This window comes from Streptomyces sp. MS19, assembly GCF_047200595.1.
Lineage (GTDB): Bacteria > Actinomycetota > Actinomycetes > Streptomycetales > Streptomycetaceae > Streptomyces.
Genome location: NZ_JBJZOH010000011.1, coordinates 33,843 through 54,430 on the forward strand (window position 1 = coordinate 33,843; position 20,588 = coordinate 54,430).

At 74.7% G+C, this 20,588-nt stretch carries 20 protein-coding genes; 13 read left to right on the forward strand and 7 right to left on the reverse strand.

The features are described from left to right. The first annotated feature begins 1 nt into the window (after nt 1). The 9 genes from ACL02R_RS13775 (at nt 2) to ACL02R_RS13815 (ending at nt 9,130) form a co-directional block, all read left to right on the forward strand. A complete protein-coding gene (locus ACL02R_RS13775; protein WP_412797173.1) occupies nt 2-982 on the forward strand; it encodes an LCP family protein in 981 nt (326 codons plus the stop codon). Nucleotides 983-1,088: 106 nt separating this feature from the next. Further along, the gene (locus tag ACL02R_RS13780) at nt 1,089-1,733 is read left to right on the forward strand and encodes an NADPH-dependent F420 reductase (protein WP_412797174.1); all 645 of its coding nucleotides are present in this window, start codon (nt 1,089-1,091) and stop codon (nt 1,731-1,733) included. A 25-nt stretch (nt 1,734-1,758) separates the two neighbouring features. Continuing rightward, nucleotides 1,759-2,526, forward strand: a complete 768-nt coding sequence (locus ACL02R_RS13785) for a peptidoglycan recognition protein (protein WP_412797175.1) — start codon at nt 1,759-1,761, stop codon at nt 2,524-2,526. Continuing rightward, nucleotides 2,523-3,773: a PP2C family protein-serine/threonine phosphatase gene (locus ACL02R_RS13790; protein WP_412797176.1), complete on the forward strand. Its 1,251-nt coding sequence runs from the start codon at nt 2,523-2,525 to the stop codon at nt 3,771-3,773. The genes ACL02R_RS13785 and ACL02R_RS13790 overlap by 4 nt, the downstream gene beginning before the upstream one ends. 114 nt (nt 3,774-3,887) lie before the next feature. After that, on the forward strand, nt 3,888-5,753 hold the full coding sequence (gene dnaK / locus ACL02R_RS13795; protein ID WP_362957314.1) for a molecular chaperone DnaK: 1,866 nt from the start codon (nt 3,888-3,890) through the stop codon (nt 5,751-5,753). Next, nucleotides 5,750-6,517, forward strand: coding sequence for a nucleotide exchange factor GrpE (grpE, locus tag ACL02R_RS13800; RefSeq protein ID WP_412797177.1), 768 nt, complete (start codon nt 5,750-5,752; stop codon nt 6,515-6,517). Before dnaK ends, grpE begins: the two co-directional genes overlap by 4 nt. 42 nt (nt 6,518-6,559) lie before the next feature. Next, nucleotides 6,560-7,753, forward strand: coding sequence for a molecular chaperone DnaJ (gene dnaJ / locus ACL02R_RS13805; RefSeq protein WP_412797178.1), 1,194 nt, complete (start codon nt 6,560-6,562; stop codon nt 7,751-7,753). A gap of 4 nt (nt 7,754-7,757) precedes the next feature. Continuing rightward, nucleotides 7,758-8,210 (forward strand): heat shock protein transcriptional repressor HspR, encoded by a 453-nt coding sequence (locus tag ACL02R_RS13810; protein WP_362957323.1) that lies wholly within the window; start codon nt 7,758-7,760, stop codon nt 8,208-8,210. Between the two features lie 92 nt (nt 8,211-8,302). Next, complete coding sequence (locus ACL02R_RS13815; RefSeq protein WP_412797179.1) at nt 8,303-9,130, forward strand: alpha/beta hydrolase fold domain-containing protein; 828 nt, start codon at nt 8,303-8,305, stop codon at nt 9,128-9,130. 268 nt (nt 9,131-9,398) lie between these two features. Here ACL02R_RS13815 and ACL02R_RS13820 read toward each other — a convergent pair whose 3' ends face one another. After that, the gene (locus ACL02R_RS13820) at nt 9,399-10,601 is read right to left on the reverse strand and encodes a hypothetical protein (RefSeq protein ID WP_412797180.1); all 1,203 of its coding nucleotides are present in this window, start codon (nt 10,599-10,601) and stop codon (nt 9,399-9,401) included. 83 nt (nt 10,602-10,684) lie between these two features. Here ACL02R_RS13820 and ACL02R_RS13825 point away from each other — a divergent pair, with 83 nt between their 5' ends. The 3 genes from ACL02R_RS13825 (at nt 10,685) to ACL02R_RS13835 (ending at nt 13,899) form a co-directional block, all read left to right on the forward strand. Then, nucleotides 10,685-11,704, forward strand: a complete 1,020-nt coding sequence (locus ACL02R_RS13825) for a LacI family DNA-binding transcriptional regulator (RefSeq protein ID WP_412797181.1) — start codon at nt 10,685-10,687, stop codon at nt 11,702-11,704. Between the two features lie 243 nt (nt 11,705-11,947). Continuing rightward, the gene (locus ACL02R_RS13830) at nt 11,948-13,378 is read left to right on the forward strand and encodes a glycosyl hydrolase (RefSeq protein WP_412797182.1); all 1,431 of its coding nucleotides are present in this window, start codon (nt 11,948-11,950) and stop codon (nt 13,376-13,378) included. Between the two features lie 131 nt (nt 13,379-13,509). After that, nucleotides 13,510-13,899 (forward strand): hypothetical protein, encoded by a 390-nt coding sequence (locus ACL02R_RS13835; RefSeq protein ID WP_412797183.1) that lies wholly within the window; start codon nt 13,510-13,512, stop codon nt 13,897-13,899. 19 nt (nt 13,900-13,918) lie between these two features. Here the strand turns inward: ACL02R_RS13835 and ACL02R_RS13840 are convergent, their stop codons facing one another. From ACL02R_RS13840 to ACL02R_RS13855, 4 genes are all read right to left on the reverse strand, one after another. Further along, a complete protein-coding gene (locus tag ACL02R_RS13840) occupies nt 13,919-14,581 on the reverse strand; it encodes a phosphatase PAP2 family protein (RefSeq protein ID WP_412797184.1) in 663 nt (220 codons plus the stop codon). Nucleotides 14,582-14,643: 62 nt separating this feature from the next. Continuing rightward, the gene (locus ACL02R_RS13845) at nt 14,644-15,396 is read right to left on the reverse strand and encodes an SDR family NAD(P)-dependent oxidoreductase (RefSeq protein WP_412797185.1); all 753 of its coding nucleotides are present in this window, start codon (nt 15,394-15,396) and stop codon (nt 14,644-14,646) included. Then, nucleotides 15,393-15,818 (reverse strand): VOC family protein, encoded by a 426-nt coding sequence (locus ACL02R_RS13850; protein WP_412797186.1) that lies wholly within the window; start codon nt 15,816-15,818, stop codon nt 15,393-15,395. Before ACL02R_RS13850 ends, ACL02R_RS13845 begins: the two co-directional genes overlap by 4 nt. A gap of 64 nt (nt 15,819-15,882) precedes the next feature. Next, nucleotides 15,883-17,883, reverse strand: coding sequence for an N-acetylmuramoyl-L-alanine amidase (locus tag ACL02R_RS13855; protein WP_412797292.1), 2,001 nt, complete (start codon nt 17,881-17,883; stop codon nt 15,883-15,885). A 315-nt stretch (nt 17,884-18,198) separates the two neighbouring features. On the opposite strand from ACL02R_RS13855, the gene ACL02R_RS13860 reads away from it, so the two are divergent. Then, nucleotides 18,199-19,008, forward strand: a complete 810-nt coding sequence (locus ACL02R_RS13860) for a trypsin-like serine peptidase (RefSeq protein WP_412797187.1) — start codon at nt 18,199-18,201, stop codon at nt 19,006-19,008. Here the strand turns inward: ACL02R_RS13860 and ACL02R_RS13865 are convergent. Both ACL02R_RS13865 and ACL02R_RS13870 read right to left on the reverse strand, forming a co-directional pair. Next, nucleotides 18,914-19,711, reverse strand: a complete 798-nt coding sequence (locus ACL02R_RS13865) for an alpha/beta fold hydrolase (RefSeq protein ID WP_412797188.1) — start codon at nt 19,709-19,711, stop codon at nt 18,914-18,916. The two genes, ACL02R_RS13860 and ACL02R_RS13865, sit on opposite strands and share 95 nt — an antisense overlap. Continuing rightward, a complete protein-coding gene (locus ACL02R_RS13870; RefSeq protein ID WP_412797189.1) occupies nt 19,708-20,514 on the reverse strand; it encodes a nucleotidyltransferase in 807 nt (268 codons plus the stop codon). The genes ACL02R_RS13865 and ACL02R_RS13870 overlap by 4 nt, the downstream gene beginning before the upstream one ends. Nucleotides 20,515-20,588: the final 74 nt, after the last annotated feature.

Consider the following 20,588-nt stretch of genomic DNA (forward strand, 5'->3'; position numbering starts at 1 on the left):
CATGGCGTTCCATATGACGCGCGGGCAGAAGGTCCTCTGGTGGTCGCTGCTCGCCTTCGGCGTACTGCTCGCGGCCGGCGCGGGCGTCGCGCTGTGGGCCTACCAGCGGCTCGACGGCAACATCCGCACCGACCACGCCGCCGCCGAGGCGCTGGACGAGGACGCGGCCGAACGCCCCAGGCCGGCCGCCGGCGAGGCCAGGAACATCATGGTCATCGGCGACGACTGGGGCTCCGGCACCGGGAACGCCCGCTCGGACACGGTGCTGCTCCTCCACCTGTCGGGCGACGGCCGCCGCGCCGAGCTGGTCGGGGTGCCGCGCGACATCGTCGTGGACATCCCGGGCTGCCGCGGCGAGGACGGCGGCACGACGCGGGCGCAGCGCGCGCAGTTCAACTGGGCGTACCAGTTCGGCGGCGCGGCCTGCACGATCCGCACGTTCGAGCGGATGACGGACATCCGGGTCGACCACCACCTCGTGATCGGCTTCGACGGCTTCGCCCGCCTCGTGGACGCGCTCGGCGGCGTCGAGGTGGAGCTGGCGGAGGCCGAACGCGACCCGAACGTGGGCCACGACCTGCCCGCGGGCCGCCACCTCCTCGACGGCGAGCAGGCCCTCGCGTACGTCCGCGCCCGCGTCTACGTCGGCGACGGCAGCGACCTCAACCGGATGGCGCGGCAGCAGGAGTTCCTCGGCCTCGTCTACGACCGGCTCACCGCGCAGGGCACGCTGGCCAACCCGACGCGGCTCTACCCCGTCCTGTCGGCCGTCACCTCGGCGATCACCGCCGATCCCGGGCTCGACTCGCTGAACGAGCTGCGCGGCCTGGTGACGGACGTGCGCGCCGTGCCGGACGGCGGCCTCACGTTCCACACCGTCCCGACGGTCCCGCACCCCACCCGGGCGAACCGGCTCGCCCTCGACCAGCCCGCCGCCGGCGATCTCTTCGCCGCGCTGCGCGAGGACGCGCCCCTGGGCTGAGCACGGGCGCGTGGCAGGCGTCACGCGCCCGTCGCACGCCCCCTACCTGCGCGTACGCGGTTCCCGCCGAGATGCGGGTCCCGGGGGCCCATGCTGGCATGGGGACATGATCGTGACGATTGTCGGTGCGGGCGCCATGGCCCGTGGCATAGCCGCCCGCGCCCTCGCGGGCGGCCACACCGTCCGGCTCGTGGACCACTCGCACGAGAAGGCCGCGGCCCTGGCGGGCGAGCTGCGCAAGGACGCCCCCGACGGGGACGTGCGGCCCGCCGACTCCGACGCGGTGGAGGGCGCCGACCTGGTGGTCCTGGCCCTGCCGTACCCGGCCGGGCGCGAGGCGGTCGCCGAGTACGGGGGCGCGCTGGCCGGCACGGTCGTCGTGGACATCTGCAACCCGGTGGACTTCGCCACCTTCGACTCCCTGGCCGTGCCGCCGGGGACCTCGGCGGCCGAGGAGATCGCCGCGGTGGCGGCGCCCGGCGTGCCGGTCGTGAAGGCGTTCAACACCACTTTCGCGAGCACGCTGCGGACGGGCCGGGTGGCCGGCCAGCCGCTGGACGTGCTGATCGCGGGCGACGACGAGGACGCCAAGCGGTCCGTCGCGGAGCTGGCCGCCTCGGGCGGCCTGCGACCGCTGGACGTGGGTCCGCTGCGGCGTGCACGCGAGCTGGAGGCCTTCCAGTTCCTGCACATGGCGGCGCAGGAGCGCCTCGGCCTGAACTGGTCGAGCGCCGTCAAGATCCTGCCCTGAACGGCCGGGTCGGGAGGGCTTCGCTATGTGGTCGTGGTCGCGCCGGGCGCTCGTCTGGGCAGCCGTCATACCGCTCGCCCTGCTGGTGACGTGGGACGCCCCGCGTCTGGCGGGCGACGCGGAACCGTCGCGCCCGCGCGCCGCCGAGCGGATACTGCCGCCCGTGCAGCAGCAGGCGCCCGCGCCCGTGGTCGTCACGCGGGACAGCTGGGGGGCGGACGAGGACCTGCGCACGGAGCCGGTGACGTACACGGGCGCCGCCCGCGCGGTCTTCATCCACCACACCGACCATCCGGACGACTACGACTGCGCGGACGCGCCCGAGATGCTGAAGTCCATGCAGGCCGACCACGTCACCCGGATGGGGTGGGACGACGTCGGCTACAACTTCGTGGTGGACAAGTGCGGCACCATCTACGAGGGTCGCGGCGGGGGTTACCAGCGCTATGTGATGGGCGCGCACACCACCGGCTTCAACGGGGACAGCGTGGGCATCGCGGCGCTCGGCGACTTCCTCGCCGGGGAGTCCGTGCCGGACGCGCTGATCACCGGGATCGCCCAGGTGGCCGCCTGGAAACTGCGCCCCGGGGCCGATCCGCGCGGACACGTGCGGATGGTGTCGACGAACGACGCGAGCCGCGTGCCGGAGGGCGAGGAGGCCGATCTGTCGGTGATCTCGGGGCACCGCGACATCGTGGAGACCCACTGTCCGGGCGACGCCCTGTACGCGGAGCTGCCCCATATCAGGGAGGAGGCGGCCCGGCTGCGGGTCGCGTCCGCCAGGAAACAGTGAACGTCCACGGCCTCTCCCGCCCGGGGCGCGGCGGCGGCCCCGGCGCCGAGAACCCCACCGGGCTGCTGCGCCTGCCGCTGCCCCGCTGGCTGCGCTTCCTGCCGCTGGTCCTGCTGGTCGTCGGCGGAGTCACGCAGGCGATGGTGCCCAGCTGGGTGCAGCTGGGGTTCTTCTTCGCCGCGCTCCCGCCGCTGAGCGGCCTGGTGTACTCGCCGCGCCAGACGGCCCTGCTGGGGGCCGCCGTACTGGTGCTGCTCACCCTGCCGATCACCCGCCCTCCGCACATCAGTGACGGTGACGACGCGGCGGTGGCGGGGATCGTGCTGTTCAGCGTCCTCGTGTCGTGGGTCAGGTCGCGCTACACACGGGACCTGATCCTGGTGCGCGACGTCGCGGAGGCGGCCCAGCGCGCGGTGCTGCCGCCGCTGTCGGAGCAGGTGGGTCCCGTCACATGCCGCGGCCTGTACCGGGCGGCCCAGATCGGGACGCTGGTGGGCGGGGACTTCTTCGACGTGCGGGAGGGGCCGTACGGGGTGCGCGCGGTCGTGGGGGACGTGCGCGGTCACGGGCTCGCGGCGGTGGGAACGGTGGCTGCACTCCTGGGGGCCTTCCGCGAGGCGGTGCTCGACGAGAGCGAGCTGCGGGGTGTGGCGGCGCGGCTCGACCGGCGGCTGCGCGTGGACGCGGCGAGCGGGATGTGGCGCAGGGAGAACGCGTCGGGGCAGGGCGCGCGGAACGGGGAGGCGGCCGACGCGGAGGAGGAGGTTGGCGCCGAGGCGGTGGGGGCGGAGTTGTTCGCGACGGCGCTGCTGATCGAGTACGCGGCGGACGGGCGCGAGGCGCGTGTCGTGCAGTGCGGGCACCCGCCGCCGCTGCTGCTGCGGGACGGCGGCGTACGGGAGGTGGGCGCCGAGTCGGCGCCGCCGCTGGGACTCGGCTCCGAGGTTGCCGGCCCACCGGCGGTGGCGTCCGTATCCTTGCGGGCGGGCGACGTGCTGCTCGGCTACACCGACGGGGTCACCGAGGCGCGGAACGACGCGGGGACCTTCTACCCGCTGGCGGAGCGGCTGCCGGGACTGATGGGCGGGACCACGCCGATGCCCGCCGGGGTGATCGACCTGGTCTGGCGGGACCTGACGGGCTTCGCCCACGCCCTGGAGGACGACGTCGCGATGCTGGCGCTCTGCTTCGGCGCCCCGGAGAACACGTCGGAGAACGCGCCGGAGGGCGGTCCGCGCCCGACCTGAGCATCCCGGTGGGACAAGAGTTGAGCCGACCGGGCTCAGGTCATTTGACTGAGCGTTCCGGCTGAGGCAGTCTTGAGTCAGATCCGCTCAAGCTCACAGCTGGAGGAAACCGAAATGGCACGTGCGGTCGGCATCGACCTGGGCACGACGAACTCCGTCGTCAGTGTGCTTGAAGGCGGTGAGCCCACCGTCATCACCAACGCCGAGGGCGCCAGGACCACGCCGTCCGTCGTCGCCTTCGCGAAGAACGGCGAGGTGCTCGTCGGCGAGGTGGCCAAGCGCCAGGCGGTCACCAACGTGGACCGGACCATCCGCTCGGTGAAGCGCCACATGGGCACCGACTGGAAGATCGGGCTCGACGGCAAGGACTTCAACCCGCAGCAGATCAGCGCCTTCATCCTCCAGAAGCTGAAGCGCGACGCCGAGGCGTACCTGGGCGAGAAGGTCACCGACGCGGTGATCACCGTCCCGGCGTACTTCAACGACCACGAGCGCCAGGCCACCAAGGAGGCCGGCGAGATCGCCGGTCTGAACGTCCTGCGCATCGTCAACGAGCCGACGGCCGCCGCCCTCGCCTACGGGCTGGAGAAGGACGACCAGACGATCCTCGTCTTCGACCTCGGCGGCGGCACGTTCGACGTCTCGCTGCTGGAGATCGGCGACGGCGTCGTCGAGGTGAAGGCCACCAACGGCGACAACCACCTCGGCGGCGACGACTGGGACCAGCGCATCGTGGACCACCTGGTCCGCCAGTTCGCGAACGCCCACGGCGTGGACCTGTCCAAGGACAAGATGGCGCTCCAGCGCCTGCGCGAGTCCGCCGAGAAGGCGAAGATCGAGCTGTCCTCGTCCACCGAGACGGGCATCAACCTGCCCTACATCACGGCGTCGGCCGAGGGCCCGCTGCACATGGACGAGAAGCTCACCAGGGCGCAGTTCCAGCAGCTGACGGCCGACCTGCTGGAGCGCTGCAAGGTCCCGTTCCACAACGTCATCAAGGACGCCGGCATCCAGCTGTCCGAGATCGACCACGTGGTCCTGGTCGGCGGCTCGACCCGCATGCCCGCCGTGGCGGAGCTGGTGCGCGAGCTGACCGGCGGCAAGGACGCCAACAAGGGCGTGAACCCGGACGAGGTCGTCGCCATCGGCGCCAGCCTCCAGGCCGGTGTCCTGAAGGGCGAGGTCAAGGACGTCCTGCTGCTCGACGTCACCCCGCTGTCCCTCGGCATCGAGACCAAGGGCGGCATCATGACGAAGCTGATCGAGCGCAACACCACGATCCCCACCAAGCGCTCGGAGATCTTCACCACGGCGGAGGACAACCAGCCGTCGGTGCAGATCCAGGTCTACCAGGGCGAGCGCGAGATCGCGGCCTACAACAAGAAGCTCGGGATGTTCGAGCTGACCGGCCTGCCCCCGGCGCCGCGCGGCGTGCCGCAGATCGAGGTCACCTTCGACATCGACGCGAACGGCATCATGCACGTGTCGGCGAAGGACCTCGGCACCGGCAAGGAGCAGCGGATGACCGTCACCGGCGGCTCGGCGCTGCCGAAGGACGACATCGAGCGCATGATGCGCGACGCCGAGCAGTACGCGGACGAGGACGCCCGCCGCCGCGAGGCCGCCGAGACGCGCAACCAGGCCGAGCAGCTCGTCTACACGACCGAGAACTTCATCAAGGAGAACGCGGAGAAGGTCCCGGCCGACGTCAAGGACGAGGTCGAGGCGGCCGTGGCCGACCTGAAGGAGAAGCTCAAGGGCGAGGACACCGCGGCCATCCGCGAGGCGTCCGAGAAGGTCGCGGCGACCAGCCAGAAGCTGGGCCAGGCCCTGTACGCCGACGCGCAGGCGGCCCAGGCCGCGGGCGGCACCGGCACCGAGAGCGCGCCGGGCGGCGCGGCCGGCGGCCAGGCCGACGACGATGTCGTGGACGCGGAGATCGTGGACGACGACAAGCCGAAGGGTGGTGCCGGAGCGTGACGAAGGACCCCCAGGGTTTCGGCAAGGAGCCCGACGAGGTCCAGGACGCCGAGGCGGGCGCCGAGGGGCGTTCCGCCGAGGCGGACGGGGGCGACGCGGCCCCGGCCGGGGCGGCGGACGCCGCCCGGGAGTCCGGTGCCCGGGACCCCGACGACCTGAAGGACCTCAAGGACCTGGGCGACCTCGGCGGGCTCGGCGCGCTCGGCGACAAGGACGCCAAGGACCTGCCGGGCCTCGGCCTCCAGGACGCGGCGCTCACCGCGCAGCTCGACCAGACGCGGACGGCGCTCGCCGAGCGGACGCAGGACCTCCAGCGACTCCAGGCGGAGTTCCAGAACTACCGCCGCCGTGTGGAGCGCGACCGGGTCGCCGTGAAGGAGGTGGCGATCGCCAACCTCCTGAACGAGCTGCTGCCGGTGCTCGACGACATCGGCCGCGCCCGTGACCACGGCGAGCTGGTCGGCGGCTTCAAGCAGGTCGCCGAGTCGCTTGAGGTGGTGGCCGCGAAGATGGGCCTCGCGCAGTTCGGCAAGGAGGGCGAGCCCTTCGACCCGATGATCCACGAGGCGCTGATGCACAGCTACTCGCCGGATGTCAGCGAGACGACCTGCGTGCAGATCCTCCAGCCTGGGTATCGCATCGGCGAACGGACCATCAGGCCCGCCCGCGTGGGCGTGGCCGAGCCGCAGCCGGGCAAGCCCGCGGACGCGCAGGACGACGGAACGCAGGAGAAGGACGGTGGCGGTGCCCCGGACGAGGGCTGACGCCACCGGACCCGGACGGGCAGGGAAGGAGGGACGCCGGGGATGAGCACCAAGGACTTCATCGAGAAGGACTACTACAAGGTCCTCGGCGTCCCCCGGGACGCCACCGAGGCCGAGATCAAGAAGGCCTACCGCAAGCTCGCCCGGGAGAACCACCCGGACGCCAACCGGGGGGACACCGCCTCCGAGGAGCGGTTCAAGGACGTCTCCGAGGCGTACGACGTGCTCGGCGACGCGAAGCGCCGCAAGGAGTACGACGAGGCCCGCGCGCTGTTCGGCGCGGGCGGCTTCCGGCCGGGCGCGGCGGGCGGCGGTGCCGGCCAGCAGTTCAACTTCGACCTGAGCGACCTGTTCGGGGGCGCCCAGGGCGCCCCCGGCGGGGGCACCACGGGCGGGGCGGGCGGCTTCGGCGGGGGCATCGGGGACGTCTTCGGCGGCCTCTTCAACCGGGGCACCGGCACCCGTACGGCGCCCCGCCGCGGGCAGGACATCGAGTCCGAGGTGACGCTCAGCTTCACCGAGGCCGTGTCCGGCGCGACGGTGCCGCTGCGGATGTCGTCCAGCGCCGCCTGCAAGGCGTGCCAGGGCACCGGCGACCGCAACGGGACGCCGCGCGTGTGCCCCACGTGCGTCGGCACCGGGCAGGTCAGCCGGGGCGGCGGGGGCGGCTTCTCGCTCACCGACCCGTGTGTGGACTGCAAGGGCCGCGGCCTGATCGCGCAGGACCCCTGCACCGTCTGTCGCGGCAGCGGCCGGGCGACCAGCCAGCGGACCATGCAGGTCCGCATCCCGGCGGGCGTGGACGACGGGCAGCGCATCCGGCTGCGCGGCAAGGGCGCCCCCGGTGAGCACGGCGGCCCCGGCGGCGACCTCTATGTGACCGTCCACGTTGACGAGCACCCCGTCTTCGGACGGCGTGGCGACAATCTGACGATCACCGTGCCGGTGACCTTCCCGGAGGCCGCGCTCGGTGGTGAGATCAAGGTGCCGACGCTCGGCGGGCCGCCCGTCACGCTGAAGCTGCCGCCCGGCACGCCGCCGGGCCGCACGATGCGTGCGCGCGGCAAGGGCGCGGTGCGCAAGGACGGCACCCGGGGGGACCTGCTGGTCACCGTCGAGATCGCCGTACCGCGCGAGCTGGGCGACGACGCGCGCAAGGCACTGGACGAGTACCGCACCGCGATGGCGGGGGAGGACCCTCGGGCAGGGCTGTTCGAGGCCGCGAAGGGAGAGTGACGAGATGGACGGCCGGCACGGACAGAGCGGCAATCCCTACGAACTGACCGAAGACACCCCGGTGTACGTCATCTCCGTCGCCGCACAGCTCTCCGGGCTCCACCCGCAGACGCTGCGGCAGTACGACCGGCTCGGCCTGGTCTCGCCCGACCGCGCCGCCGGGCGCGGCAGGCGCTACTCGGCCCGGGACATCCAGCTGCTCCGGCAGGTGCAGCGGCTGTCCCAGGACGAGGGCATCAACCTGGCCGGGATCAAGCGCATCATCGAGCTGGAGACACAGGTCGCCGCCCTCCAGGCGAAGGTGGCCGAACTCCAGCAGGCCGTGGAGGGCGCGGCCCTCGCCATGCGGCAGGCGGAGGCGCAGGTGCACGCCTCGTACCGGCGCGACCTGGTGCCGTACCAGGACGTGCGGCAGTCCGCCGCCATCGTCGTGTGGCGCCCCGACCGGGGCCGCTGAGACGCCCGCACTTCCGCGCGCCGCCGTGCCGTATCGTTACGGCACGGCGGCGCGTCCGCGTCTGCGTCCGCGGGGCAGGGAGGGCGAGGGGTATGGGAACGACACCGGACGTGCCGCGCGCACGCGCCGAGATCCAGGGCGCGGTCGTCCACGAGGCGGTCACCTACGCGGAACGGCGCGGGTACCGGCCGCTGCTGCTCGACCTGCACGTACCGGCGGGGGCCGGGCCCGTGCCGGTGGTCGTCTGGATACACGGCGGCGCGTTCTGGGAGGGCGACCGCCGCCACATGCCGCCGACCGTCGCGCCGGGCGCCGTCTTCGACGCGCTGACCGCCGCTGGTCTTGCGGTCGCGACCGTGGACTACCGCCTGTCGGGCGAGGCGTCCTTCCCGGCGCAGCTGGACGACGTGCGGGCCGCCGTGACGTTCCTGACCGAGCACGCGGACCGCTACGGCCTCGACCCGCGCAGGATCGGCGTCTGGGGCGAGTCGGCCGGGGGCACGCTGGCCGGGCTCACCGCCCTGACCCACCCCGGCATCGGCGCCGCCGCCCTCTGGTACGCGGTGAACGACCTCGCTACCCCCGCCCTCGCCGACCCCGCGAGACCGGAGGCCGTGCTCTTCGGCGACCTCCCGCCGGACGAACTGCGGGCGCGGGCCACCGAGTGGAGCCTGGAGAACAAGGTGACCGCCGACGCACCGCCGTTCCTCCTCGTGCACGGCACCGACGACGTGCCGGTCCCCGTGTCGCACAGCGAGCGGCTGCACGCGCGGCTTGAGGCCGCCGGGGTGCGGGCGGAGTACCTGCCGGTGCGGGGCGCGGGGCACATCTTCGAGAACTCCGACCGGGTACCCGAGCTGATCGGGACGACCGTCGCCTACCTGGCGCAGGAACTGGCGGCCCCCGCGCTACGGGCCTGACGCGCCCGCCGTCGCCGGTGGCGGCCCGATCGGGGTCCGTCTTCGGGACGGCTTCCTGCCCGTGCCCCTGAAACACGCTCGCCGCGTCGCCGGATCGCCCGGGTGCGGGCCGGAGGTCGTCTGTCCGCCGGGGCGTGTCGTGTGGGCGGCCAGCGGGTCGTGTGCGGCGAGCCGGTGGTGAAGTCCGGCGTCGCGGGGGTGGTCGCGGACCGGTCGTGCGACCGTCCGGGGCGTGGGGCGTGGGGCGTGGGGCGTGGGGCGTGGGGCGTCAGGGGAGTGGGGTCCAGTGGGCCAGGACGTCGTTCCAGTCCGCGATGTCCTCCGGGTCGCCGCGCCAGTGGCCGAGCGTGTGCACGGAGGTGGCCGTGTCGCGTACCCAGACCGTCGCGTCCGGTGTCCAGCCCGCCAGGACGGTGAAGCCGTCCCCGACCGGCAGTGCCAGGCCGAACGCGGCGAGGCAGGCGCCCACGGTGACGTGCACGCCGTCGTAGTGCGCCGCGAGCGCCTCCCAGTCGGGCAGGTACCAGGGGCCGTCGCGGTCGGTCCACGCGCGCCATTCGCCGTCGTGCGTGCCCGTCACGTCGCGCGGGAAGCGGGCGACGAGCTCCCGCCAGTCGTCGGGACCGCGGATCTCGGCGACGCGCGCCGCCGGGTCGATCTCCAGCCGCTCCACCCGCACATCGGTCTTCGGCGGCGGGAAGCCGCTGTCCTCGAAGCGGACGAACTCGACGCTCGGCAGGCCGGGACGCCCGCCGGTCGTCGCGGTGCCGCGGGCGAAGCCGGGCGCCGACCACCAGCAGGCGCCGGCGTTCCGCCGTCCCGGGGGCGGGCGGCGGGTCAACCCGGCGGCGTGCCGCGCGCGTTCCTCCGCCATGGCGCGGCGTACGGCCGCCTCGACGCCGTCCTGCGGCGCGGCCCCGGGCCCGGGGCCCTCCACGACGAGCCGCCGCTGGTCGGCGCGCGCCAGCGGCGCCCACCACCCGGCGGCGGCGGGCGAGGCGGCCAGCGCGGCGGCGAGGGGGCGCAACTCCTCGGCGGCGCGCCCGCTCAGCTCCCACAGCTCCGGGTCGCCGCCGCGGAAGCCGAACAGGAACGCGACATCGGCCAGCGCCAACAGGGCGTGCCGCTCGTCCAGTTCGCGCAGCCGCTGCCAGGCGCCGCGCGTGACGCGCTCGCGCAGCACGCCCCGCACCTCCTCGGCCGGCACGTCGCGCGGCCGTCGCCCCTCCGGCGGCACCACCCGCCGGAACGTGCCGTCCAGCACGTCGTACGCCAGCCGCCCGGACCCCGGTACGTCCCCCAGTCCCAGCGCGCGGAACAGCGTCTCGGCGGCGGAGCCGTCCCCGGCCCAGTCCTCGTCCGGCGCGTCGAGGAACGTGAGGAGCAGCTGCCGTCCCAACGGCCCGCCGAGGAGCAGCAGTTCCGGTGCGGCGGGGTCGGGCGGAGCGGCGTTCTCGTGGGACGCGTTCATGGTGGCTCATCGTACGAACGGAAGTGCGGTACCGCGATAGGCTCGACACATCAGCGTAGGCCGCGTTCCCGGGGGAGACCGGCGTGACCGAACCCCGCACGACCATCCGGGACGTCGCCCGCCGCGCGGGGGTCTCGCGGGCCGCCGTGTCCCTGGCGTTCAACGGCAAACCGGGCGTCTCCGAGGCGACCCGCGCCCGTATCCTCGACGTCGCCCGCGCCATGGGCTGGGAGCCCAACCTGTCGGCCAGGGCGCTCAATCGCCGCGAGACCGGGACCATCGGCCTCGCCATCTGCCGCCCGGCGCGCCAACTGGGCCTGGAACCCTTCTACATGGAGTTCATCTCCGGCATCGAGAGCGTCCTGGGCGAGCGTTCGGGCGCGCTGCTGCTGCGGCTCGTGCGCGACGTGGCGGAGGAGGCGGAGCTCCAGCGGCACTGGTGGCGTTCCGGGCAGGTCGCGGGCTCGGTGCTGGTGGACCTGCGGCGCGACGACCCGCGCGTCCCGGCGCTCGGCGCGCTCGGGCTGCCCGCCGTGGCGGTCGCGCACCCGTCGCTGACCGGCCCGTTCACCGCGCTGTGGACGGACGACGGGGCCGCCGTCACCGAGGCGGTGCGCTACCTCGCCGCGCTCGGCCACCGGACGATCGCCCGCGTCGGCGGCAGCGCCGAGCTGGGCCACAGCGCCATCCGGCGGGACGCGTTCGCCCGCGCGACGGCGGAACTCGGGCTCGACGGCGGGCGGCAGACCGACACGGACTTCTCCGGCGCGGACGGCGCCCGCGCGACCCGTTCGCTCCTGGCGGGCCCCGCGCGGCCGACCGCGATCATGTACGACAACGACCTGATGGCCGTCGCGGGCCTCTCGGTCGCGGGGGAGATGGGCCTGCGGGTGCCCGAGGACGTGTCGCTGCTCGCCTGGGACGACTCGCAGCTGTGCCGCCTGACGCGGCCGACGCTGTCGGCGATGAGCCATGACGTGCACGCGTTCGGCGCCGAGGTCGCGCGGACGCTCTTCGAGGTGCTGGCGACGGGGCGCGCGGCGTCCCGGCAGGTGCCGACGCCCGTCCTGACGCCGCGCGCGTCCACCGCACCGCCCGGCTGAGGCGGGTACGCACCGGCGGACGGCCGCCGCGGCGAGCCCGGCCCGTTCAGTCAAGGTTCAGTAAAGCGCTGACCGAAGCCCCGTGATTGCAGGGCGAATTCAGCTTGACCGGTCTATGGACGCGGCCCCGCGCCGTCACTACGTTGTCCGCACACCGGCGGCTCCCGGCCCTCGCGCCGGGGGCCCGCCGGCCGCACACCGCTCTCCCTCGTACCGCGACGAAGCCGAAGAGAAGGGGCTCCCGTGCGTGGAATCCGTGGCGGGCTGCTGGCCTGCCTCACCGCCCTGCTGGCCGTGGCGTTCACGGTCGTGTCACCGCCGTCCGACGCCGAGGCGTTCCCCGCCCGCACGCGGCAGGACGTGCTCACCTACCTCCGCTCGATCACCGGGACGTCCGTCGTCTCCGGGCAGCACAACAAGGAACCGGCGTCGCAGCCGGGCCAGTACACGCAGCAGGTCCGCGACATCACCGGCCAGTACCCGGGCCTGTGGGGCGGCGACCTGATGTTCAACCCGCAGGACGTCGCCAACCGGCAGCGGATCGTGGACCAGGCGAAGACGGAGTGGGCCAACGGCTCGCTCGTCTCGCTCACATGGCACGTCTGCCCGCCGACCACCGGCAGCGGCTGCGCGTTCGAGGGCGGGGTCAAGTCCCGTATCGGCGCCGACCAGTTCCGCCAGGTCGTCACGGACGGCACGGCGCTCAACGCCGCGTGGAAGCGGCGGCTCGACGAGGCCGTGCCGTACCTGCGGCAGCTGCGCGACGCCGGGGTGCCCGTCCTCTTCCGGCCGCTGCACGAGATGAACGAGTCGTGGAACTGGTGGGGCGCCCACCCCGGCCAGGACGGCGGTGCGCGCCTCTTCCGCATCACCCGCGACCACCTGACCGCCCAGGGCCTCGACAACCTCATCTGGGTCTGGAACGTCCAGGACAACCCGGCGGGCGACTGGGCCTCCTACTACCCGGGCGACGCGTACGTGGACGTCGTCTCGCTCGACGTCTGGTACAAGGCGCACCCCAGCCAGGCCGACTACCAGCAGATCCAGAGCATCGCGAACGGAAAGCCCATCGCCATCGGCGAGATGGGCAAGGTGCCGACCGCCGCGCTGCTCGACAGCCAGCCGCGCTGGGCGTGGTTCATGATCTGGTCCGAGCAGTTGCGCGGCGACAACTCCAACGCCGAGATACAGGCGGCGTACTTCCACCCGCGCGTCCTCAACCAGGGCGAGGTCGGCCCGGTCAACTCCGGTGGCGGCGGCACAGATCCGGGGACGGGTACGGGCACGGGCGCCATCCGCGGCCTGGCGGGCAAGTGCGTGGACGCGCGGGCCTCCGGGACGGCCGACGGCACGCCCGTACAGCTCTACACGTGCGCCACCGGCGTCGCGCAGACGTGGACGGTCGGCGCCGACGGCACGATCCGCAACCCCCACGCGGGCCGCTGCCTCGACGCGGTCGGCGCGGGCACGGCGAACGGCACGCTCGTCCAGCTCTGGGACTGCAACGGCTCGGGCGCGCAGCAGTGGCAGTACGTCGCGTCGTCCGGCGCGCTGCGCAACCCGCAGTCGGGCCGCTGCCTCGACGTGACGGGCAACAGCTCGGCGGACAGCACACGGCTCCAGCTGTGGGACTGCACCGGCGCCGCCAACCAGCGCTGGACACTGCCGGTCTGACACCCGGCGGACGCGCCCGCCCGCCCGGCCGCCGGGCGGGCGCGTCCCGCTGTCTCCTCCGTACGGAAACACCCGGGGCCCGCCTTGGCCAGCATCCGGACGAGATGCCCCCGATTCGCGGACGGAACAACATGAGATACCCGAAGAGGGTGGTGGCGACCGCCGGTGCCGCGGCCATCCTGCTCGCCGCCCCCGCCGCGTCGGCCGACCCGTACGTGCACTGCCAGGAGGCCGGGCCCTCGGCGGCACCCGCGGGCGCCGCCTGCTTCAGCGGCTACGGCGACAGGATCACCGTCCTCGACACCCTGGCGGACGGCTACCGCGTGGTGGGCGACTGGCAGACGGACTACGGGCGTTCGGGCGAGTGCCACAACGTGAACGGCGCCGACTCCGTCCCGGTGACCCGCGACTACAGCATGCGGGAGGACAGCGGGATGCGCTTCCGCGCCCGCACGCGCGACGGCCGCCAGGGCATCGACCACGCCTGCTCCTACTGGACCGAATGGATGAACATCGGCTGACCGCCGTCGAAGACACGCCCTACGCCCGTGCCCCCTCCGCCGCCCGGTCGTCCGCAGCACGGTCCAGCGCGGTGCCGAGCGGTGGGAGGACGAGGCAGGCGGCGGCCGTCGCGAACAGCCAGCCGGCCACGATGTCCGTCGGCCAGTGCACCCCCAGCCACACGCGGCTGACCCCGACCGCCACCGCCCACACCGCCGGGACGCCGTACGCCACCGCGCACGGCAGCCGGGTGCGCCGCGCCAGCACCGCCGCCACCCCGAACGCGACCATGGCGGACGTCGCGGCGTGCCCCGACGGCATCGCCGGGTTGTTCACGTGGATCAGCCAGTCCGCGACCGGCGGGCGGGGCCGGGCGAGCGTCGTGACGAGCAGCAGCCGTACGGACTGCGCCGCCAGCAGCGCCGCCGCGCCGGCCAGCGCGCCCAGCCACCGGGCGCGCGGCATGGACAGCGCCCCGGCGAGCGCGGCGACGACGAGGGGCGGCACACCGCTGCCGGTGCTGGTCACGGCGCGCCAGAACTCGTTCCAGCCGCCGGTGCGCCGTTCCACCGCCGCGTCGTGCAGCGCGTCGTCCACGGGGAAAGGCGCCCCGTCGCGCACCGCGACCGTGATCATCAGCGCAGCCAGCAGGGCGGCGGCCACGGTGGCGACGGTCACGGTGACACGGCGTGATCGGGTCATGCTCGGCAAGCCTAGGGCAGCCACCGCCCCCGGGGAAGGCGGCCGAGAAGGTAAAGGAACGGTCAGGTCCGCAGGTAGGAGGCACCGTTCACGTCGAGCACCGCGCCCGACGACCACACCGCATCGGGCGACGCCAGCCACCGCACCGCCGCCGCGACCTCCTCCGGCGCCGCGACCCGCCCGAACGGGCTCTGCGCCCGGATCGCCGCGCCCTCCGCGCCGCCCAGCCGGTCCGCGACCCGTTCGGTGTCCACGAAACCGGGCGCCACGGACGCGACAGCGATCCCGTGCGGCGCCAGCGCGACGGCCAGGGACTGCCCGAGCGCGTGCAGCCCGGCCTTGCTCGCCCCGTACGCCGGGTGGTCGGGCTCGCCGCGGAAGGCGCCGCGCGAGCCGACGTTGACGATCCGCCCGCCGGCGCCGCGCGCGATCATGTGGCGCGCGGCGCAGTAGGAGGCGTGCGCGGCGCCCGTCAGGTTGACGTCCAGGGTCGTGCGCCAGGCGGCGACCCAGTCGTCCCAGCCGGTGGTGGCAGGCGGGTGGGCGCGCATCTCGGCGGCGTTGTTGACCAGCACGTCGATGCCGCCGAGCGCCTCGGCCGCGTCGGCGACGAGGCGGCGCACGGCCTCGGGGTCGGTCAGGTCGGCGCCGAGCGCGGTGTGGCCCTCGCCCGGCAGGGAGCGCACGGTCTCCTCGGCGTCGGCGCGGCGCGTCCCGTAGTGCACGGCCACGCGGTCGCCGTCCGCCGCGAAGGCCGCCGCGACGGCCCGGCCGATGCCGCGCGAGGCGCCCGTGACGAGCACGCCGCGCGTCATCGCGCGAACACCTGCGCCTCGTCCGAGAACGCCTTGAACTCCAGCGCGTTGCCCGCCGGGTCGAGGAAGAACATCGTCCACTGCTCGGCCGGTTCCCCGGCGAAGCGCAGGACCGGTTCGATGACGAACTCGGTGCCCGCCGCGCGCAGCCGCTCGGCGAACGCGTGGAAGTCGTCCACCGCGAGCAGCAGCCCGAAGTGCGGGACGGGAACGTGGTGTTCGCCGACCGTGCCGTGCCCGGCCGGCCCGCGCGGCGGGCCCGGCACGACGTGCGTCACCACCTGGTGGCCGCGCAGGTCCCAGTCCACCCAGCCGTCCGTGGAGCGGCCCTCGGGCAGGCCGAGCACGCCGCCGTAGAACGCGCGTGCCCGCGCGAGGTCGTCCACGGGGATCGCCAGATGGAAGCCGGGCCTGCTGGTCATGGGCGTGCTGCCTTTCGTCGTACGGTCCCCCGGGCGTTCCTATCACCGCCCGGGGGACGCCGCGTCAGCGGCCCGGCGACGACGACCAGCGCAGCTCGACATCGGCGGCCCGCACGTACGCGACGCGGTGCCCGAGCTGGATCTGGAAGTAGTCCTCGCCGCGCACCACCTGGTGCCCGGCCGGGTCGTACGTCACGGCCCGGTAGTACTCGCTCGGCGTCCGCAGTCCGACCGCGTACGCCTGGTCCGCCGGGACGCGGTACGACAGGGGGCTCACCGCCTGCACCGGCACGCCCGGCGGGTACGCGGCGGCCTCGGGGTACGCGCGGCCGTACACCGGGATCGTCTCCGCGCCGTCCCTGCCGGTGACGACCCAGCCCTGCGCGTCGTACGCGGTGCGGTCGCGCGCCGGGTCGTGGAACCACGCCTTCGCGCCCAGGTACCAGATGGCCGTCCAGTCGCCCCGCCGCTCGGCCACGGCGAAGCGCTGGCCCGCCGTCGCCCGCGCGCCGATGTCGTTGACGCCGGTGGACGACGCGCCGCCGCCCGGGTGCGTGCCGGGGTCGGCGACGAGGGGCGCGTCGGCGCTCGGCGCGGTGTGCAGGCGCACGGCGGCCGAGCCGTGGGGGGCGCACGCGCTGCCCGCGCCCGCGCAGCCGGTGAACTCCGGCGTGTGCTCGTCGTACTCCGGCGCGATGGTGACGAGGCCGCCGCGCGGGCCCGCCGTGGGGTGGAAGGGCGCGCCGAGCAGCGCGAAGTAGTGCGACCAGTCCCAGTACGGGCCGGGGTCGGTGTGCATGCCGGGGATGCCGCCGGTCGTGGTGCCCTGGACGTTGTCGTGGCCGAGGATGTGCTGCCGGTCCAGCGGGATGTCGTACGTGCGGGCCAGGTAACGGACGAGGCGGGCGGACGTGCGGTACATCGCCTCCGTGTACCAGGCGTCCGGCGCGGTCAGGAAGCCCTCGTGCTCCAGGCCGATCGACTTGGCGTTCACGAACCAGTTGCCCGCGTGCCAGCCGACGTCCTTGGTCGCGAGGTGCTGCGCGATGTGGCCGTCCGAGGAGCGGAGGCTGTAGTGCCAGGAGACGTAGGTGGGGTCCTGGACGAGGTCGAGCGTCGTCTCCCAGGTCGCCTCGGTGTCGTGGATGACGATGTACTCGATCTCCTGCGAGTCCTCGCGGTCGGCGAGGTCGTAGTTGCCGTAGTCGCCGCCGCCCAGGTCCTCGTAGGGGGCGGGCAGCCACTCGCAGGAGACGGTGCGGGGGCACTCGACGTTTGGGTCGCGCGGCGCGTGCGGCAGGCCGAGGGCGTCGGCGCCGGCGGTGTCGGGGGTGACGTCCCGGGGGGTGAGGACGACGCGCTGGCCGCTGTCGGTGACGCGTTCCTCGCCCGCCGCGATGACGGCGTACACGTCGTCCGCGAAGACCTCGGCGGCGTCCTGGGTGTCCGCGCCCGCGTACGCGGCGACCGCGCCGTACCAGTCGGCCGGGTCGTCGCTCGCCGGGGCGCCGAGGTCGCGCTGCGCGGCGGCGAGGAGGGCGGCGCCGCCCTCGACGTTGGCGGCGGCGCTGGTGCGCAGCTCGGCGGGGGCGAGGCCGGTCAGTTCGGCGGCGCGCGCGAGGGTGCCGGGCGTGGCCGTGGTGGCGGTGGTGGCGGCGGTGGCGGCGGTGGTGGTGGCGGCGGTGGTGGTGTGCGCGTCGGCGGCTGGGGCCAGCGGCCGGGACGTGTCGCCGCGCGGGTCCTCGGCGCCGTCGCCGTGGTGCGCGTCCTGCGCCGCGAGCGCGGTGCGCACGTCGGTCAGGTGCATCGGCCCGTAACCCCCGGAGACACTGGCCGCGCCCGCGTGCGCGTCCCAGCGCGACTGGAGGTAGGAGACGCCGAGCAGCACGCTCTCCGGCACGTCGTGGCGCTGCGCGGCGGCGCGGAATGCGTCCTGGAGCGCGCCGTCGTCCGACGCGGCGCCCGCGGGCGGTCCGGTGGTCAGCAGGGGGATGGCCAGGGCCGCGGCGGTGGCGGCGCCGAGCAGGCGGTGGGGGCGGACGGGTCCTCGCAAGGCGGCCTCCATCGGGTGGGGCGGTCGGTGCGGCGGGGCGGTCGGGGAAGGCATGTGCATGCTCATGGCGGACGGACGGGACGTCAATGGACCCGTGATACACGGGCGTTGCACGTCACGGGTGGTACGCCACGGTTTCGCGGGGCCGTGTCCGCCGCCTGCGCCCCGGCAGTGGTGTGGACCAGTGGCCCGATGGGGGACACGCCGCGCCTTTGCCCGATCTTTACCCGCGTCACCCCGTTGACCCGCCGTCAACGCGCGTCGCCCCGTCATTCGTTCAGCGGACCGTCGCTGGACACGGACGCACGGTGATCACAGGGTGTCCCTATGAACCGCCTGCGCCAGGGTGCCGCGCTGAAGCGCGCGCTCCCGCTGATAGCCGCCACGGCCGCCCTCGGCCTGACCGCGCCGCCCGCGCTCGCCGAGGCCGCGCCCTGGGAGGAGGGCCCGGTGGGGACGGTCGGCAAGCTCGTCTGGGACGCCGGGGGAGGACAGCTCGGCATGTGCTCAGGCTCGGTCGTGGACGCCCCCAACGGCAGCGTCGTCGCGACCGCCGCCCACTGCGTCCGCACGCGCGAGAACCCCGAACCGCCCGCCGAGGTCTGGTTCGTGCCCGGCTACGACCACGGCAAGGACACGTACCAGCGGGACGGCTGGCGCGTCACCGGCTTCCACACCCCCGACGGCTGGGACACCTCCCGCGACACGACGGAGATCCTCCACCACGACTACGCCTTCCTCACCCTCGCCGAGAAGGACGGCGTCACCGTGCAGGCCGCCCACGGCGCGAACCGGCCCGTCTTCGAGCCCGTCCCCGAGGACCGCGACGTCGCCGCCCTCGGCTACCCGGCCGTCGCCCCGTACGACGGCGAGTCCCTGCACTGGTGCGCGGGCCCCACGGACGTGCTGGACGCCGCCGAGGCGGACGAGGCGAACGTCGGCGGGCTGATGCTGGACGGCTGCGACCTCACCGCCGGGTCGAGCGGCGGCCCCTGGCTCCAGGACTGGGACGCGGAGACGGGCAGCGGCGCGCTGGTCGCCGTCATGTCGGTCGGCAGCGGCGAGGGCCAGGTCGTCGGCCGCCCCTTCCCCGCCGAGGCCGCCGACCTCCTCGCGACGGCGGGCGCCGCCCCCTGACCTGCCCCGGCACGCGCGCCGCGAGGAACGGGAGCACCCCCGGCAGCACGTCCGCGGACCGCTCCCACCCCGCGCGGTGGCCGGCGTCCGGCACGGAGAAGAACGCCGCCCGGACGCGCGCTGCGGCCGCCCGCATCGGCCCGTGCCACGGGTCGGCCGTGCCGCGGTACATCAGCGTCGGCACCCCGCCGGCCGCGAGCCCCGCGTCCAGGCCGCGGTCGCGCCAGAACGCCGCGTAGTCGGCGCGCAGGGCCGCCGGACCGGCCGCGTCGATCACCGCCGCCTGGGCTGGATCGGCGTACGCGCCCTGCCGCAGCAGCGCGAACGCGTCGGTGTCGGCGGGCAGTCCGAGCTGCCGCAGCGTGGCCGCCAGCGCCGAGGCCAAGCCGTCCGCCGGGTCCCAGGCGCCCGCGACGACGGCCGTGCACCGCTCGGGCGCGTGCAGGGCCATGCCGAGGACGGCGGTGACGTGCCCGACGCGCCGCTCCAGGGCGTACGCGGCCGGGTCGTGGGGCGCGTCGCCGGCGCCGAGCCCCAGCGGATCGACGGCGACGACGGTGTGGTCCGCGCGCAGCCGCGCCGCGTACCCGGTGGCATCCCAGTGCGCGCCGGTCTGGAACATGCCGGGGTGCAGGACCAGCACCGGACCCTCCCCCGACACCTCGGGCGGGTGGCGGCGTACGGCCCGGCCCGCCGCGTTCACGCGCCGCGCGGTGCCTTCACGCCGTGCGTCGCGGTGTACTCGGCGGCCAGCCAGGGGCCGAGGTCCTCGGTGAACGCGCGCAGGACCGCCGGGTCGGCCGACGGCGTACGGGCCAGGGCGGCGGCCTGCCGCATCTGCGCGGCGCGGGCCGGGTGGTGGGCGGCGAAGAGGTCGGCGGACAGCGCCAGGTCGCTCGTCCAGCCGCCCCAGCGGGGCATCACGAGCGTGAACCCCGTCCGTACGAGCCGCCGCGCCACGCCCCGGCACAGGCGCCGCCGCTCGTCGTCCGTCACGGCCTCGGCGGCGCGGGCGCGCCAGCGGGGGAGGGCGAGCGCGAGGTCGCCGTTCGTCTCGCAGGCGAGCAGGGTGGTCGGGCGGTAGGCGGGCAGGTCGCGCGCCAGGTCGGGGCCGAGGAGCGGCGTGCACAGGCAGGCGACGAAGAAGCCGAGGTCGTGCCGTTCCCGATCGCTCAGCACGGCCGCCGCGCCGACCGTCACGATCCCCACGCCGTCCACCTGCGGGAACGCGCGGTCGAGCGCCGCCTCCACGGCGCGGGCCGCGGTGTGGTCGGCGCCGGTGGGCGCGTCGCGCAGGGCGGCCAGCAGGTCGAGGTCGGACACGCCGGGGACGGCGGTGCCGCGCGGGACGCTCCCGTAGAGGTACGCACTGTGCAGGCGCCCGCCGAACGCGGCGGCCAGCCGTTCGCGCGCCGCCGCCACGACCGGCGCGAACGCGGCGGGCACCCGCTCCACCGAGCCCTCCCGCGCGATCGTCCCGTCCGCCCGCAGCCCCGACACATCCATCCCCCCACCCTGCCCCCGGCGCCGTCCCGCCGCCCACCGGTTTTCACCGGGGAAGGCTTGGCGAGAACCTGGTT

Coding starts and splice junctions, on each gene's coding strand:
- ACL02R_RS13775 (WP_412797173.1), top strand. CDS start 2: ATGGCGTTCCATATGACGCGCGGGCAGAAGGTCCTCTGGTGGTCGCTG.
- ACL02R_RS13780 (WP_412797174.1), top strand. CDS start 1,089: ATGATCGTGACGATTGTCGGTGCGGGCGCCATGGCCCGTGGCATAGCC.
- ACL02R_RS13785 (WP_412797175.1), top strand. CDS start 1,759: ATGTGGTCGTGGTCGCGCCGGGCGCTCGTCTGGGCAGCCGTCATACCG.
- dnaK (WP_362957314.1), top strand. CDS start 3,888: ATGGCACGTGCGGTCGGCATCGACCTGGGCACGACGAACTCCGTCGTC.
- dnaJ (WP_412797178.1), top strand. CDS start 6,560: ATGAGCACCAAGGACTTCATCGAGAAGGACTACTACAAGGTCCTCGGC.
- ACL02R_RS13810 (WP_362957323.1), top strand. CDS start 7,758: ATGGACGGCCGGCACGGACAGAGCGGCAATCCCTACGAACTGACCGAA.
- ACL02R_RS13815 (WP_412797179.1), top strand. CDS start 8,303: ATGGGAACGACACCGGACGTGCCGCGCGCACGCGCCGAGATCCAGGGC.
- ACL02R_RS13820 (WP_412797180.1), bottom strand. CDS start 10,601: ATGAACGCGTCCCACGAGAACGCCGCTCCGCCCGACCCCGCCGCACCG.
- ACL02R_RS13835 (WP_412797183.1), top strand. CDS start 13,510: ATGAGATACCCGAAGAGGGTGGTGGCGACCGCCGGTGCCGCGGCCATC.
- ACL02R_RS13840 (WP_412797184.1), bottom strand. CDS start 14,581: ATGACCCGATCACGCCGTGTCACCGTGACCGTCGCCACCGTGGCCGCC.
- ACL02R_RS13845 (WP_412797185.1), bottom strand. CDS start 15,396: ATGACGCGCGGCGTGCTCGTCACGGGCGCCTCGCGCGGCATCGGCCGG.
- ACL02R_RS13850 (WP_412797186.1), bottom strand. CDS start 15,818: ATGACCAGCAGGCCCGGCTTCCATCTGGCGATCCCCGTGGACGACCTC.
- ACL02R_RS13855 (WP_412797292.1), bottom strand. CDS start 17,883: ATGGAGGCCGCCTTGCGAGGACCCGTCCGCCCCCACCGCCTGCTCGGC.
- ACL02R_RS13860 (WP_412797187.1), top strand. CDS start 18,199: ATGAACCGCCTGCGCCAGGGTGCCGCGCTGAAGCGCGCGCTCCCGCTG.
- ACL02R_RS13870 (WP_412797189.1), bottom strand. CDS start 20,514: ATGGATGTGTCGGGGCTGCGGGCGGACGGGACGATCGCGCGGGAGGGC.